The organism is Campylobacter concisus, from assembly GCF_015679985.1.
GTDB lineage: Bacteria > Campylobacterota > Campylobacteria > Campylobacterales > Campylobacteraceae > Campylobacter_A > Campylobacter_A concisus_AC.
In genome coordinates, this window is record NZ_CP049239.1 from 851902 (window position 1) to 865736 (window position 13835).

General features: G+C 40.6%; 15 protein-coding genes and 1 tRNA gene. 1 reads left to right on the forward strand and 15 read right to left on the reverse strand.

Translation table 11 applies throughout. From position 1 onward, the window contains the following. Positions 1-51: 51 nt before the first annotated feature. The 15 genes from G5B98_RS04380 to murA all read right to left on the reverse strand — a co-directional run bounded on the left by G5B98_RS04380 (position 52) and on the right by murA (position 12946). Entirely contained in the window at positions 52-666 is a 615-nt protein-coding gene (locus G5B98_RS04380) for a thiamine phosphate synthase (protein ID WP_232525374.1), read from the reverse strand. Continuing rightward, on the reverse strand, positions 653-1807 hold the full coding sequence (gene thiH, locus G5B98_RS04385) for a 2-iminoacetate synthase ThiH (RefSeq protein WP_196087299.1): 1155 nt from the start codon (positions 1805-1807) through the stop codon (positions 653-655). Before thiH ends, G5B98_RS04380 begins: the two co-directional genes overlap by 14 nt. Continuing rightward, on the reverse strand, positions 1807-2571 hold the full coding sequence (locus G5B98_RS04390) for a thiazole synthase (protein WP_103624274.1): 765 nt from the start codon (positions 2569-2571) through the stop codon (positions 1807-1809). Before G5B98_RS04390 ends, thiH begins: the two co-directional genes overlap by 1 nt. A gap of 1 nt (position 2572) precedes the next feature. Then, positions 2573-3424: a sulfur carrier protein ThiS adenylyltransferase ThiF gene (thiF, locus tag G5B98_RS04395; protein WP_196087300.1), complete on the reverse strand. Its 852-nt coding sequence runs from the start codon at positions 3422-3424 to the stop codon at positions 2573-2575. Positions 3425-3431: 7 nt separating this feature from the next. Further along, positions 3432-3635: a sulfur carrier protein ThiS gene (gene thiS, locus G5B98_RS04400; protein WP_054196599.1), complete on the reverse strand. Its 204-nt coding sequence runs from the start codon at positions 3633-3635 to the stop codon at positions 3432-3434. Continuing rightward, complete coding sequence (locus tag G5B98_RS04405) at positions 3635-4813, reverse strand: pyridoxal phosphate-dependent aminotransferase (protein WP_196087301.1); 1179 nt, start codon at positions 4811-4813, stop codon at positions 3635-3637. Before G5B98_RS04405 ends, thiS begins: the two co-directional genes overlap by 1 nt. 11 nt (positions 4814-4824) lie before the next feature. Then, positions 4825-6660, reverse strand: coding sequence for a biosynthetic arginine decarboxylase (gene speA / locus G5B98_RS04410; RefSeq protein ID WP_196087302.1), 1836 nt, complete (start codon positions 6658-6660; stop codon positions 4825-4827). Continuing rightward, positions 6657-7883 carry a histidine--tRNA ligase gene (gene hisS, locus G5B98_RS04415; RefSeq protein ID WP_196087303.1) on the reverse strand — a complete coding sequence of 409 codons (1227 nt, stop codon included), beginning with the start codon at positions 7881-7883 and terminating at the stop codon, positions 6657-6659. The genes speA and hisS overlap by 4 nt, the downstream gene beginning before the upstream one ends. A gap of 29 nt (positions 7884-7912) precedes the next feature. Next, positions 7913-8500, reverse strand: a complete 588-nt coding sequence (gene tmk / locus G5B98_RS04420; RefSeq protein WP_196087304.1) for a dTMP kinase — start codon at positions 8498-8500, stop codon at positions 7913-7915. Between the two features lies 1 nt (position 8501). Then, positions 8502-8972 carry a pantetheine-phosphate adenylyltransferase gene (gene coaD / locus G5B98_RS04425; RefSeq protein WP_196087305.1) on the reverse strand — a complete coding sequence of 157 codons (471 nt, stop codon included), beginning with the start codon at positions 8970-8972 and terminating at the stop codon, positions 8502-8504. Further along, a complete protein-coding gene (locus G5B98_RS04430; RefSeq protein ID WP_196087306.1) occupies positions 8969-9520 on the reverse strand; it encodes a UbiX family flavin prenyltransferase in 552 nt (183 codons plus the stop codon). Before G5B98_RS04430 ends, coaD begins: the two co-directional genes overlap by 4 nt. Beyond that, positions 9517-10323 (reverse strand): flagellar basal body P-ring formation chaperone FlgA, encoded by an 807-nt coding sequence (gene flgA / locus G5B98_RS04435; protein ID WP_196087307.1) that lies wholly within the window; start codon positions 10321-10323, stop codon positions 9517-9519. Before flgA ends, G5B98_RS04430 begins: the two co-directional genes overlap by 4 nt. Positions 10324-10388: 65 nt before the next feature. Next, positions 10389-10463 (reverse strand) — tRNA-Gly (locus tag G5B98_RS04440). A 51-nt stretch (positions 10464-10514) separates the two neighbouring features. Beyond that, positions 10515-11675, reverse strand: coding sequence for a molybdopterin molybdotransferase MoeA (locus tag G5B98_RS04445; RefSeq protein ID WP_196087308.1), 1161 nt, complete (start codon positions 11673-11675; stop codon positions 10515-10517). 2 nt (positions 11676-11677) lie between these two features. Then, positions 11678-12946, reverse strand: coding sequence for a UDP-N-acetylglucosamine 1-carboxyvinyltransferase (murA, locus tag G5B98_RS04450; RefSeq protein ID WP_196087309.1), 1269 nt, complete (start codon positions 12944-12946; stop codon positions 11678-11680). Between the two features lie 139 nt (positions 12947-13085). On the opposite strand from murA, the gene G5B98_RS04455 reads away from it, so the two are divergent. Beyond that, on the forward strand, positions 13086-13766 hold the full coding sequence (locus G5B98_RS04455; protein ID WP_103560368.1) for an NlpC/P60 family protein: 681 nt from the start codon (positions 13086-13088) through the stop codon (positions 13764-13766). Positions 13767-13835 lie beyond the last annotated feature (69 nt).

Sequence of the window (13835 nt, forward strand, 5' to 3'; positions counted from 1 at the left end):
AGCTGATCTAACAAAATATATAAAATTATATGTATTATTATACGAAAAATTTTATATATTTTTATTTTTTACTATATCTTTTATCTCGTTTATATCGCCGTTCATTGCTAGGCTCATGAAGCAAATGCCATTTGCGCCTGCCTTTATGGCCTCTTTGTAGTTCCCGCTGTCTAGTCCGCCAAGTGCGAAAATTTCTTTATCAAAGCTCTTTAGCTCGCTTATAAAATTTAGCCCTTTTGGCTCTAAACCCGCCTTGCAAGAGGTGGCAAATATATGAGAAGCTACGAGGACATCAGCGATAGTGGCTGAAATTTTAGCCTGCTCTAGGTTGTGAGCTGGGGCGTAAATTTTAGCTGTTTTTCTAAATTCTTCTAAAAAAACGCCGTGATTTTTAAAAAAATCAAGCTGCGCCGAAGTGAGCCAAAAGTCGCTCTTTAGCTTGCAAGCTACGTCAAAAAAGTGATTAATGATAAATTTCTTGCGGTAGTTTTCACAAATTTGAGCCACAACCCTAGCAAGATCATAAAAATGAGCCTCGCTTAGCCCCTTTGCGCGAAGCAAAATTTCATCCACACCAGCCTTACAAAGTAGCTGAATCCTCTTTAAAAAATCATCGCCATCATAGCTTTCAAAGTCAGCCACGCAGAGAATTTTAAACATAGACATACTCGCTCATCAAGGGCTCTAGGCCGTTTGCTTTTATCATTGCTTTTATCTCATCCACGCTTCTGTCGTCGCTTATCTCAAACTGCTCGTCGCCCTTTTTCTCTTCGCCGTGAGCGCCGATGCTTACTTTTACGCCAGCGCTTATCTTGTTTGCAGCGATCTTTACGGCGTTGTCGCGAAATTTCGCCTTTTCTCTGGTTGAGATCGTTATGCTGGCTGTTGGCATGAAAATTCTATAAGCGCAGATCACTTGCAAAAGCTCGCGCTCGCCCACGTCACGCGGATTGATGCGGTCGTTGTTGATGATAGGGCGAAGTCTTGGGCATGAAAACGCGATCTCAGCATGCGGATACTTCTTTTGAACCAAGCTTGCGTGAAGTGCCGTAGCAAAGGCGTCAAGTCTAAAGTCATCTATGCCAAGAAGTGCCGCAAAGCCAACTCCTCTCATGCCTCCAAGAAGCGCTCGCTCTTGTGCATTTAAGCGGTATGGGAAGATCCTTTTATTGCCGCCAAGGTGGATTTTTTCGTATTTTGTGGGATTGTAGGTCTCTTGAAAGACGGTCACGTAGTCTGCGCCACTTTTGTGAAGTAGGGCGTAGTCCTCAGAGTTTAGTGGATAAATTTCAACCCCAACGACTTTAAAAAATTTCTTTGCCAAAGCGCAGGCATTTGCGATGTAAGTGACACTTGAGTTTGTCTCACTCTCGCCAGTTAGGATCAAAATTTCTTCTAAACCGCTCTTTGAAATTTCTCTTAACTCCCTTGTGATCTCCTCGTCGCTTAGCTTTGCTCTTTTTATATTATTTTTAGCGTTAAAACCGCAATAAACGCAGAGATTATCGCAGTAGTTTGCTATGTAAAGCGGTGTAAAAAGCGTGATATTTGAGCCAAAATTTGCCCTTGTCTTAGCCTGAGCTAGCTGGGCTATTGGCTCTAAAAATGGCGCTGCAGCAGGCGAGAGTAGGGCTTTTAAATTTTCAAGTGAGCAGTGCTTTGCGTTAAGAGCTGCTTTTACGTCAGCCTCGGTGTAAATTTCAGGTTTGTAGCTCGCACGCTCTTTTAAAATCTCATCCATAATGTCGCTACCAACGTCCTGCATGTGAGGTAGTAGCTGCATGTGATCAGTTTTAGTAAAATTCATCAGTCTAAAAATCCAGTGAGCGGAGATGAGGCATTTGCGCTTTTGCTCTTTGCGCCAAGGCCTGCTAGATAGGCGTTGCGACCAGCGATGATCGCCTCTTTGAAGGCTCTTGCCATGAGCGGGATATTTTTAGATGAGGCGATGGCGGTGTTTGCCATGATAGCAGCCGCTCCCATCTCCATAGCTTCGCACGCTTGTGAAGGCCTGCCTATGCCAGCATCAACGATGATCTGCGTATCAAGCTCGTTTATCAAAATCTCAATAATATCTTTAAAAACTAGCCCTTGGTTTGAGCCAATGGGCGCAGCTAGAGGCATTATGCAGCTTGCTCCCGCACTTAGCATCGCTCTTGCGGCATTTAGATCTGGAAACATATATGGCATCGGCACAAAGCCGTCATTTGCCAGCGCCTCGCACGCTTTTATCGTCTCAGCGTTGTCTGGAAAGAGAAATTTAGAGTCAGTGATGATCTCTATCTTAACAAGCTCTCCACACCCAAGCTCACGTGCGAGCTGGGCGATACGAACAGCCTCTTTAGCGTTTCTAGCACCACTTGTGTTTGGCAAAAGCGTCACACCTTTTGGGATAAAGTCGAGTATATTTCGCTCTTTGCTCTCGTTTATGCGCCTAAGAGCAAGGGTTAGGATCTGCGCTCCAGCCTCGTTTATGGCTGAGTCGATGAGCTCGTGCGAGTACTTGCCAGAGCCAAGGATGAAGCGGCTTTGAAACTCCTTGCCGCCAAGGATCAAGCTATTATTTTGCAACTTACGCCTCCAAGCCCATAAGTAGCCTAATGGCTAAATTTGCCTCGTGGTTTGCGCAGATCGCAACGCGCGGTGCCATGAGCCCTTGACCGATCTTCGCCTCGTTTGTGAGGTCGCCACAAAGATAGACATTTTTGGCAAATTTTATGGTTTTTATGAGATTTGAGCTAAAGTGTCCAGCCATACCAGAGGCACCGATGATCTTTTTATCTTTTAGGCTAGCACCAGCTTCGTTTAGTATCATCGCCTTGCCAGCGACGTTGTCAAAGGCCTCGCATAAAATTTCACACTCGCTAAAGATGCTAGCCACGTTTTTTTCGTCCAAAAATATATCGTGAGTTTCGACCTCGACAAAGGGATTTACGTCATTTATCAGCTCTTTAAGCGCTTGGGTCTTTTTCATACCGATGTGGTGGACAAAATACTGCTGACGGTTTAGATTGCTTGGCTCAACGACGTCAAAGTCGGCAAGCACTAGCTTTTTTACGCCAACTCTTGCAAGGCTTAGTGCGATATTTGAGCCAAGACCGCCAAGTCCAGCCACGCCGATCACCGCTTTACTTAGGGCTAAATTTAGCTCAGGGCTGTTTCGTGAAGCGATCATTGCGCGTAAAACTTCACGCTCAGGCATCACGCCACGCCTTATAAATACGACATTTGAGCTATCTTTTAGCTCGCTATCTTCTTTTATAGCAAAGCCATCAACGATAAAAATGTCAGGCTTTGTCGCGTTAAATTTCTCTAAAAATTTATAAATTTCACTCTCTTTATCGCCAAGCGCAAGCTCTTTTAGCTCGCTAAGGCTTTTTACTGGCACCTTAAATTTCGCGCCGTTTAAAACTATCTCTATCATTTTCTCCTCATCCACCGCCAACTAAAGTGACGATCTCATAAGCTTTGCCCTCGCTCATGAAGCGCTCACGCCAAAGCTTTTTTGGCAAAATTTCTCCGTCTCGCTCAAGGGCTATAAATTTAAGCTCATAGCCATTTTGAGCTAAAAAATCATAAACATTTATATCGTTTTCAAGCTCGAAGTTTTTGCCATTTACTCTAAATTTGATCATTAAATTTTGTAGCTTTTTACAAAATTTGCGATCCTCTCGATCGCTTTTTTTATGCTCTCGATGTCTGTCGCAAAAGAAATTCTAAAATATCCATCCATACCAAAGCCCACACCTGGCACGGTCGCTACATTTACCTCTTCAAGCATCTTTTTGCAAAACCTAAGTGAGTCGCCATCTACCTCTTTACATTTTACAAATAGATAAAACGCGCCATCAGGCTTAACTACGCTTAGCCCAGGGATAGCATTTATCATCTCAACTGCCACGTCGCGTCTTTTTTCATACTCTTTTCTCATGTTTTCGATATCTTCGTCAGTTTCGCCAAGAAGCGACGGGATAGCGCCTATTTGCACGATCGAGCTGATGTTGCTTGTGCTTTGGCTTTGAAGCTTTTTGATACCAGCTATTAGCCAGTCCATCGAGCTTGCTATGTAGCCAAATCTCCAGCCAGGCATCGCGCCGCACTTGCTTAGGCCATTTATCGTGACCGTTCTTTTGAAAAGATACTCGCTCACTGAGGCTACGGCGTGAAATTCTTTGCCGTAGATCACTTTTTCATAAATTTCATCGCTTGTGATAATGATGTCAGTGCCCTTTAAAACCTCGCCAAATGCAGCAATCTCCCCTTTTGTATAGACAGCTCCAGTTGGGTTTGTCGGGTGATTTAGTGAAAATACTTTTGTTTTTGGTGTGATCGCTTTTTTTAGTTGTTCGGCTGTGACTTTGAAATTTGTGCTCTCGTGCGCCTCGATAAAGACAGGCACGCCGCCACAAAATTTAACGATCTCTGGGTAGCTCACCCAGTATGGAGATGGGATGATGACTTCATCACCTGGGTTGATAAGCGCTTGAAATACATTAAAAAGTGAGTGTTTTGCGCCGATGTTTGTGACGATTTGATTTGCTTTGTAGTCAAGTCCGTTATCTCTTTTTAGCTTTGCTCTAATGGCCTCTATGACCTCAGGCAAACCTGGTACTGGCGTGTATTTGCCGCTTTTACTATCGTTATCAAGTGCGTTTTTTACAGTTTCTCTTATCTTTTTTGGAGTCATAAAGTCAGGCTCGCCAGCTGAAAGTGAGATCACATCGATGCCAGCAGCCTTCATCTCTTTGGCCTTTGTGCTGATCGCGATTGTGATTGACTCGCTTAATGTTTGCATTCTGTTTGCTAGTTGCATTTTCGTCCTTTTTAGTTGATTGTCTTTAAGTAGCTATTGTCATTTAAAAATAGATAAAGTTCGCCCAAAATTTGCTTCTTTTGTGTTTCGTTTATCAGAGTTGATTTCTCTAAGCGCTCATTTAGAATGTCTTGGATCTCGTAGATATCGTAGTCCATGTCCTCCATGATATCAAGGATCGACTGGCTCTCTAGTAAATTTGTGATCTTGTAGCCATCGCTTGTTATCTCTATCGTAGCTTCTGTTGGATGAGTAAAGAGGTTGTGCTTCATGCCGATCACCTCTTGATATGCGCCAACTAGGAAAAATCCCAAGAAATAATCCTCCTTCTCCACATCCACGTCGTGCAAAAGTAGCGGGTTTTTCTCGTCATCATAGCTGATCTCGCCGTCGCTATCGCAAGTGATATCCCAGATCGAAGCTGGCAAAGTAGGGCGCTCATCGAGCCTGTCAAGTGGCATGATAGGGAAATTTTGCTTTAGCCCCCAAAAGTCAGGCAAGCTTTGAAAGATCGAGAAATTTAGCAGGTATCTCTCTTGAACCTCTTTTTGAATTTTAGTTAGATCGCTTGAGTTGCTCTTATTGCCAAGCATCACGACAGCTTTTTTGCTAATTAGCCTTAAAAGCACCTCGGCGTTTGATCTATCTTGAAGATCAACATATCCAAGGTCAAAGAGTGTTAAAACGCTTTCTGTGTGATGGATAGCGTCGTGTAGGTATTCTAGGGCGTTTGAAGGCTTGATTGATTTATAAAGATCGACTAGCTCGGTTATTAAATTTGGATTGTTTTTCTTTAAATTTAGCTTCTCTTCGGTGTATTCTTGAGAAAATAGCTCAAGCACAGGAGCGACCAAAAGCGCGTGAGAAGCGGCGATATAGCGACCTGACTCTATGAAAATATCTGGTTCGATCTCCTTTTTTTGCTCGCTTATGGTTTTAAGCATATAAACAACGTCGTTTGCATATTCGTTTAGCGTATAGTTTCTGCTGCTTTCTTCTTTAAACTGCGAGTACTCGATCGCAAGTCCGCCACCTAAATTTATAGCTTTTAAATTTGAGGCACCCATTTTTCTAAGCTCAGCGTAGATATTGCCAGCCTCGATGAGTGCTTTTTTGAGCGGATGGATCTCACTTATTTGAGAGCCGATGTGAAAGTGTATCATTGTGAAATTTTCAAGTAAATTTGCTTTTTTTAGCATCTTTACAGCTTCTATTAGCTCTGTTGATGTTAGGCCAAATTTAGAGTGTATGCCGCCACTCTTTGCCCAAAGACCCGATCCTGTAGAGTGTAGTCTTACTCTAAGTCCGATCTTTGGTTTTGGTTTGAAGCGCTCTTTTGCGATGGCGATTATCGCTTCAAGCTCGTTTAAGCCCTCGATCGTTAGCGTAATGTTGTGTCCCATTTCAGCGGCAATGAAGCCTATATTTATCATCTCTTTATCTTTAAAACCATTTACGGTTATGGGAGCTTTTTCGTTATTGTAAGCCATTGTTAAAAGTAGCTCAGCCTTACTGCCAGCTTCAAGGCCGTAGTTATAGGGCTTGCCAAGACGCACTAGGTTTTTTACAAAGCCAGGATATTGATTGACCTTAAGCGGGAAAACGGCATTAAAGCTACCTTTGTAGGCAAACTCTTTCTTTGCCTTTGCAAAGCTTGCGTGGATCTGCTCGATCTGCTTTTGGATAAGGTGCGGAAAGCGAAGCAGTAGCGGCCCTCTATATCCATCGTCTCTTATCTCTTTTACGATGTCGATGATCGCTGGTTTGCTGGCTGCATTTATACAGACTTTGCCATCTTCTATAACAAAATTTGAATTGCCCCAAATGCTAAGTCCAAAATCATTCATCCCAGCTCCTTTTCAAGATCATCTAAATGTATCGTTTTTTCATCTTTTGTTTCTAAATTTTTATACCAAATTTTATTCTCTTTCATCTCGTTTTCGCCCACGCAAAGGAAAATTTTTGCATTTTTATTGTCGGCATTTTGCAGATGTTTTTGAAGCTTTTTAGCTTCATAAGAAATTTCAACCTGATATTTTTTGCGAAGTTTTGTACCAAGCGCATAGACAAAGTCTAAATTTGGTGTATCAAGCGCGCAAAGATAAATCCCAGCTCGCTCATCCTCAGCTTCACCTAAAATTTCCATTATCCTCTCAACACCCATCGCAAAGCCAACGCCATAACTTGCTCTACCGCCAAGATATTCAACAAGCCTGTCGTATCTGCCCCCACCAGCAACCGCACTTTGTGAGCCGATCTCGTTGCTGATAAACTCAAACGCCGTCTTGCAGTAGTAGTCTAGCCCACGAACGAGCTTTGTATCTATCTCAAATTTAACGCCATTTGCCGTTAAAATTTCTTGCAGTTTTGCAAAGTCAGCCTGCGCCTCATCGCTTAAGCTATCAGTGATAACTGGGGCATTTTTATAAATTTCTTGGCAGTTCTCAATCTTGCAGTCAAGCACGCGGATAGGGTTTAAAAGCTTGCGTCTTTTGCAGTCTTCGCAAATTCTGTCGTCATTTTCATCTAGAAATTTAACAAGCTTTGCTTTGTAAGACTTCATCGAGCTCTCGTCGCCAAGGGAGTTTATTTTTAGGGTTGTTTTTATATTTAGTCTGTTAAAAATTTCGCTCACCATCAAGATAATGCTCGCATCCTCATAGACGCTGCCCTCGCCAAAGCACTCACAGCCAAACTGGTGAAACTCTCTCAAGCGGCCTTTTTGTGGGCGCTCGTAGCGAAACATCGAGCCATGATAAAAGCAGCGTTTTGTCACGTTTGCCCTATCAAGTTTTGCCTCGATAAAGGCTCTAACCACGCCAGCCGTGCCCTCAGGACGCAAGCAAACGTCATTGCCGCCTTTGTCTTCAAACTGATACATCTCCTTGCCCACGATGTCACTGCTCTCGCCGACACTTCTTTTAAAAAGTGCTGTCTCCTCGAGGTGCGGGGTCAAAATTTGCTCATATCCGTAGTTTTTTGCGACTTCCTCGCAGGTTTTGATTATCTGTGCGTAAAGTTTTGCACGAGCTGGAAGCATATCTTTCATGCCACGAAGTGCCGTTATCATCGCATTATCCTTTTTATTTTTTTGTGATTTTACTTAAAATTTATAAAATTTTCTATCTCTTTTGAAATTAGCTCTATGCTTTTAGACGCGTCTATAAAAAGCGTTTTAAAGCCATTTTTGATAAGAATTTGCTTCATCAAACTTTGCACTTTTAAAAGATACTCTAGCCCACGAGCCTCGATCTTATCGCTTGTGCCTCTTGCTTTTAAGCGCGTGCTTATAAGCTCATGGCTTGCTTCAAAAAAGACTATCTTGTCTGCAAATTTATCATTTAGTGCAAATTTATTAAGCTCTAAAAGTACGCTTTCATCTAAGTTTTCATCATTTGCTAAAGCGTAGGCGATGCCCGAGATAAAGCCTCTGTCGCTTAAAATGAGCCTACCTAAATTTGGCTTTATTAGCTTTTCAAAATGCTCAGCCCTGTCAGCCAAAAAGAGTAAAATTTCAGTCCTTTTGCCGATTTTTATGCTCGAGCTTAGTAAAATTTCTCGTAAATTTTCACCAAGCTGCGTGCCACCTGGCTCTTTTGTGACGATGGCATCACTAAATTTAGAAGCTAAAATTTCTATCTGCGTGCTCTTGCCAACGCCGTCAATGCCTTCAAATAAAACATACATTTTACGCCTTTAAATTTTTAAGAATTTTTGCTGGCACTAGGTTGCTCACGTTGCCGTCGTGGCGCAAGACTGAGCGGACGATCGAGCTTGAGATAAAGGCGTTATTTAAGCTTGGCATAAGATAAACCGTCTCAAATTCGTCCCAAAGTGCAGCGTTTGCGTAGCCGATTTGTAGCTCATACTCGAAGTCACTGACCGCTCGAAGCCCCCTGATGACGGTGTTTATACCGTGTGATTTAGCAAAATCAACAAGCAAGTTATCAAAGCCAAGAACGCTTACGTTTTTTAGCTCGCAAACTGCCTCTTTTGCCATTTCGATACGCTTTTCGTGTGTAAACATCGGCTGTTTGCTGTCACTTTTTGCGACTGCAACGATTACCTTGTCAAAAATTTTTGTAGCTCTTATGATGACGTCTAAATGGCCGTTTGTGATCGGATCAAAAGTCCCTGGATAGATGCAAGATTTTTTCAAATTTGCCACCTTTTGTAAAGATTATTTTCAATTTTTAAAGTATCAAGCCACTTGCCGATGATGAAATTTTCCATATCAAGAAGGCTCTTTATGCCTGCGTAGTATCCTAAAACTGGCGGAGCGATTATGGCTCCAAGAGATGAGAGAAGCTGCATCTGAGAGAGCGCGATCGCAGAAAATGGCATCTCTCTAACACCTAAAACCAGCCTTTGTCTCTCCTTTAGCGCGACACTTGCGGCTCTTGTGATGAGCGTATCGCTTATGCCGTTTGCGACTTTTGCTAGTGTGTTGGTAGAGCAGGGCGCTATGATCATAGCATTCGTGCCAAACGAGCCTGACGCTGGGCCTGCGCTAAGGTCTTGATCATCATAAATTTTCACGCCAAGATCATTTAAATTTAGCTTCAAATTTTCTTCAGCCTCTAAAACTTTCATGGCGTTTTTACTAACTATGACGTGCGCCTCGCAACTATCTTTGGCAACCTTGACAAGCTTTAAAAAGAGTCCAGCCCCGCTTGCTCCAGTGGCTGCAAATACTATCTTTTTCATCTTATCACTGCCTCATCTTTGCCTGAAACTGTGGCCTGTAAAATTTTATTATCTTTTGTTCTTATCTTTATCATATCACCTAAATTTCCATCCTCAAGTGCCTTTACTTCAGCTATTATCTTAACGCCATCCTCGCTTAAAACCGCATTTAGCATTTGACCTTTTTTTACTAAGCTTATGGCGTTAAACTGACGCTTGGTTAAAATCTCACCGCTTTTTATCTGCACTTTTGTTATAAGAGCTAAGCTATTTGAGCTAGAAAGTGCATCTTTTGGCCATTTGCCAAACTCAATCATCGTTGGCTGATAGTCAAGCAGGCTTAAAATATGGTTTGTATTCATTGAATTTATTGCTATGAAGGCTGGCATCTTAGCATTAAAGCTAAATTTAAAATAGATACTTTTTAGACTCAGATCAACATCCTCAAATGATGCTCTAAATGTACCTTTTTGACTATTTTGATCACCTAAAAAGATATTTTTTAGGACGAGCTCTTTAAAATTTGCTGGAAGCTTATTTTGTGGACTGATGCTAAGATCACTTATGCTGATACCGGGATATTCATCGCTAATTGATCTTAAAAATTGCATTTGAATCTCATCCATAATAGAGCAGTTTTTCACAAAAGCTATGCTTCCACCGCTTTTGTCATTATATGTTTTAAAATTTGCTGTTAGAATTTCATAGAGTTTTTTGCTATCTATCTTGGCTGCTCTTTTGCCCTCTAGGTTTAAAATTTCATTGTCTTCGCCATCAAAGCCAAAAGTACTAAGCGAAATTTGATCATTTAGAACGCAATACATTGGATAGATGCTGACTTCATTTGCAAAAAGTTTTGTGGAAAGTAAAAAAATGAGTATAAAAAAAATGGAGCGGGAAACGAGATTCGAACTCGCGACCCCAACCTTGGCAAGGTTGTGCTCTACCCCTGAGCTATTCCCGCAGTCAAAATAAAGTCCGCATTCTATCAGATTGTTTTTCATTTGTCAAGATTTTATGGAAGTTTTATAAGAGAAATTTCACTATTTTGCAAAATTTCGCTTTGATCTGGGCTAGTTAAAAACATAAAAGTGCTTTTTAAAATATGATCTATCATGCCAGAGCCGTATTTTCCACCATTTGTTGCTATAAATTTATCATTTTCAATATTTCCAAAAATGGCATTGATCCTACCTGATTTTACTTTTAAATTTTGCGCATTTGTAGCATTTTGCATCACAAAGCAATCCTCTTTTAAAAGAGGCAAAACAAGCATCATCATGCAAACATAAGCTGCCATTGGATTTCCAGGGAGCACAAAAATAAGTTTGCCATCTTTTTCATAAGCCTTGCAAGGTTTACCAGGTCTTATATCAATATGCGAAAAAATTTCATTGTATCCAAGCTCGCTTAGAGCTATTTTCATAAAGTCAGCCTCACCAGCGCTTGCTCCGCCAGAGCAGATAATAATGTCGTAATTTGTAGCATTTAAAAATGCTTGTTTTACAGCACTTAGCTCATCTTTTATGATGCCAAGATATGAGCTATCTTGCCCTATGGAGCTTAAAAGTGCAGCGATACCAAAGGCATTTGCATTGTAAATTTCATCCTCGCTTGATCTTTGCCAAGGCTCGATGATCTCGTTTCCACTTGAATAAATTCCAACGCTAGGCTGTTTTTTTACATTTATAAAACTTATGCCCTGTGCTGCTAGCATCATTATGCCTCTAGTGTTTAAGACCTCGCCACTTTTTAGCAAAATTTTACCAATTTTTACCTCTTCGCCTTTAAAGCGATATCCATCACCTTTTTTAAGATTATTTGGTGCTTTTATAAAATTTCCATCAACTACGCAGTCTTCAATCTTTATGATAGTATCAGCACCCTTTGGCATCTTCGCACCAGTCATTATCTTAACGCACTCATTTTTGCCGATGCTTAGCTGCTCTTTATCGCCTGCAAAGGCACTTGCAACTATTTTATATGGCTTATCTTTATCTTCAAATTTCACAGCAAAGCCATCAAGCGCAGAGTTATCAAAACATGGCAAGTCTTTTACCGCCGCTACATCATTTGCCAATGTTTTACCAAGAGCCATGCTGATAGGTAAAATTTCACTATCTGTTTTTAGTTTAAATTTGGATTTAAGCGCATTTAATGCGTCATTTAGCAGCATTTTTACTCCTCAAGCCTAGTAATATTTGCACCAAGGCCTTGAAATTTCTCTTCTAAATTTTCATATCCTCTATCAAGGTGATAAATTCTATGTACCAAGCTTTCGCCATTTGCTATAAGAGCGGCTAGTATCAGCGCTGAGCTGGCTCTAAGATCTGTCGCCATTACATCGGCTGCATTTAGCTTAGCTGGTGCATAAACGCTTGCAATATGCCCATTTAATTTAATATCCGCTCCCATTCTAGCAAGCTCACTAACGTGCATAAAGCGGTTTTCAAAAAGCCTCTCATCTATCGTGCTAACGCCATTTGCTGCAAGACAAAGCGCCATAAATTGAGCTTGCATATCTGTTGGAAAGCCCGGATACTCAGTGGTTCTTATCTCTACTGGTTTTATCTCTTTTGCTGGCAATATCGTGATCTTATCGCCGTCTACTTCGATACCAAAGCCCATCTCTTCAAATTTATTTAAAATAGCCGTCATATGGGATGCATTTGCCTTTGTGACTGAAATTTTGCTATTTGTTATAGCTCCAGCACAAAGGTATGTGCCAGCCTCAATCCTATCAGGGATGACCTCGATATCGCAAATTTCAAGCAATTTTTGGCCGCTTCCAGTTATCTTTAGTTCACTTGTGCCGATGCCTTCTATTTTAACGCCACTCTTAGCCAAAATTTCACAAATTTGCACCACTTCAGGCTCAAGCGCTACGTTAAAAAGCTCTGTCGTACCGTGCGCTAGAGCTGCAGCCATGATGATATTTTCGCTGCCAGTTACGGTGATCTTATCAAAAACAATCTTTGCGCCTTTTAGGCCATTTGGTGCTGTTGCGACGACGTAGCCTTGCTTTATTTCGATATTTGCGCCCATTTTCTCAAGTGCACTTAGGTGCAGGTCTATTGGTCTTTGTCCGATCGCACAGCCTCCAGGAAGGCTCACTTCGCAGTGGCCAAAACGTGCAAGAAGCGGTCCAAGCGTTAAGATTGATGCTCTCATCTTTCTAACGATGTCATAGTTTGCAGTCGTCGAGCTTACACTGCTTGTGTCTATGCTTAGTGAATTTTTATCTTTAAATTCGCACTTTGCTCCTAGATTAGTTAGCAGTTGGCAAAGCGTTTTTATATCAGCAACATTTGGGATATTTGTTAAATTTACACTTTTTTTTGCGAGTAAGGTTAGGGCGATAATAGGTAGAGCAGCATTTTTAGCACCGCTTATTTTTACTTCGCCACTTAATTTGGCATTTCCTTTTATCTTTAAATAGTGCATCATTGTTTTTTGCCTTAAGAAAATATGTTTTTTGCCGATATTATATTGCTTTTTAACTTAGAATAAAGAAAGCAAAGCACTATTTCCGGTTCATTTACGTTTAAAAGTTAAAATTGCAAATACTAAAATTTTGGATATAAATATGTCAAATTCAATAAATAAAAAAATCTTTTTTATACTTAGCATTATATTTTTTACAGGTTGTTCTTTTACCTCTAACCAACCGACAACTCCGCAAAATGAAACAAATCAAACCGTAACTTCAAGTGTTGATTTTAGTGAGCAAATGATTGGCGAAATCATAGATGAAGATGATGATAGAGAAGATAAAAAATTTGGTTCTTTTTTTAAAAAATATCTAAATACAAGAGCGGGTGGTGATTGTTCTGGCTTTGTTTCTATCGTAAATGCAAAGTATCAAAATATGTATTTTGATGAAAAGACAATAAATCACTACTACGATAATGGCGGTAGAAAGTCAAAAGCGATCTATAATTTTTATGAAAGTAAAAATTTAATTACTCATAAAAATCCAAAAATAGGCGATCTTGTATTTTTCTCAAATACTCTTGGCAAGGGTGTTCAGAAAAATAAAGATAAGAAAAATATCACTCATGTTGGCATAGTTACAGCTGTTCTTGGCGATGAGACGGTAAAATTTATACATAATTCTGGCGGAAAGATAATTCATAGCTATATGAATCTAAAACAAAAAAATGTGCATCTAAAAGGAAATCAAGAAATAAATAGCTACCTTGTAAGGTGTTCAAACTCAAGTTGCTTGGCAGCAAATAGATTTGCTGGATATGGCAAAGCAAAATAAATCAGAAATTTTTACTAAAAACCTTTTAAAACAAATACTAGGCTCAAATTTTAAGCATTATTTATATAA

Excerpts from the sequence above, each read along its gene's own strand:
- G5B98_RS04380 (WP_232525374.1), bottom strand. The coding sequence starts at position 666 with ATGTCTATGTTTAAAATTCTCTGCGTGGCTGACTTTGAAAGCTATGAT.
- thiH (WP_196087299.1), bottom strand. The coding sequence starts at position 1,807 with ATGAATTTTACTAAAACTGATCACATGCAGCTACTACCTCACATGCAG.
- thiF (WP_196087300.1), bottom strand. The coding sequence starts at position 3,424 with ATGATAGAGATAGTTTTAAACGGCGCGAAATTTAAGGTGCCAGTAAAA.
- thiS (WP_054196599.1), bottom strand. The coding sequence starts at position 3,635 with ATGATCAAATTTAGAGTAAATGGCAAAAACTTCGAGCTTGAAAACGAT.
- G5B98_RS04405 (WP_196087301.1), bottom strand. The coding sequence starts at position 4,813 with ATGCAACTAGCAAACAGAATGCAAACATTAAGCGAGTCAATCACAATC.
- speA (WP_196087302.1), bottom strand. The coding sequence starts at position 6,660 with ATGAATGATTTTGGACTTAGCATTTGGGGCAATTCAAATTTTGTTATA.
- hisS (WP_196087303.1), bottom strand. The coding sequence starts at position 7,883 with ATGATAACGGCACTTCGTGGCATGAAAGATATGCTTCCAGCTCGTGCA.
- tmk (WP_196087304.1), bottom strand. The coding sequence starts at position 8,500 with ATGTATGTTTTATTTGAAGGCATTGACGGCGTTGGCAAGAGCACGCAG.
- G5B98_RS04430 (WP_196087306.1), bottom strand. The coding sequence starts at position 9,520 with ATGAAAAAGATAGTATTTGCAGCCACTGGAGCAAGCGGGGCTGGACTC.
- flgA (WP_196087307.1), bottom strand. The coding sequence starts at position 10,323 with ATGTATTGCGTTCTAAATGATCAAATTTCGCTTAGTACTTTTGGCTTT.
- G5B98_RS04445 (WP_196087308.1), bottom strand. The coding sequence starts at position 11,675 with ATGCTGCTAAATGACGCATTAAATGCGCTTAAATCCAAATTTAAACTA.
- murA (WP_196087309.1), bottom strand. The coding sequence starts at position 12,946 with ATGATGCACTATTTAAAGATAAAAGGAAATGCCAAATTAAGTGGCGAA.
- G5B98_RS04455 (WP_103560368.1), top strand. The coding sequence starts at position 13,086 with ATGTCAAATTCAATAAATAAAAAAATCTTTTTTATACTTAGCATTATA.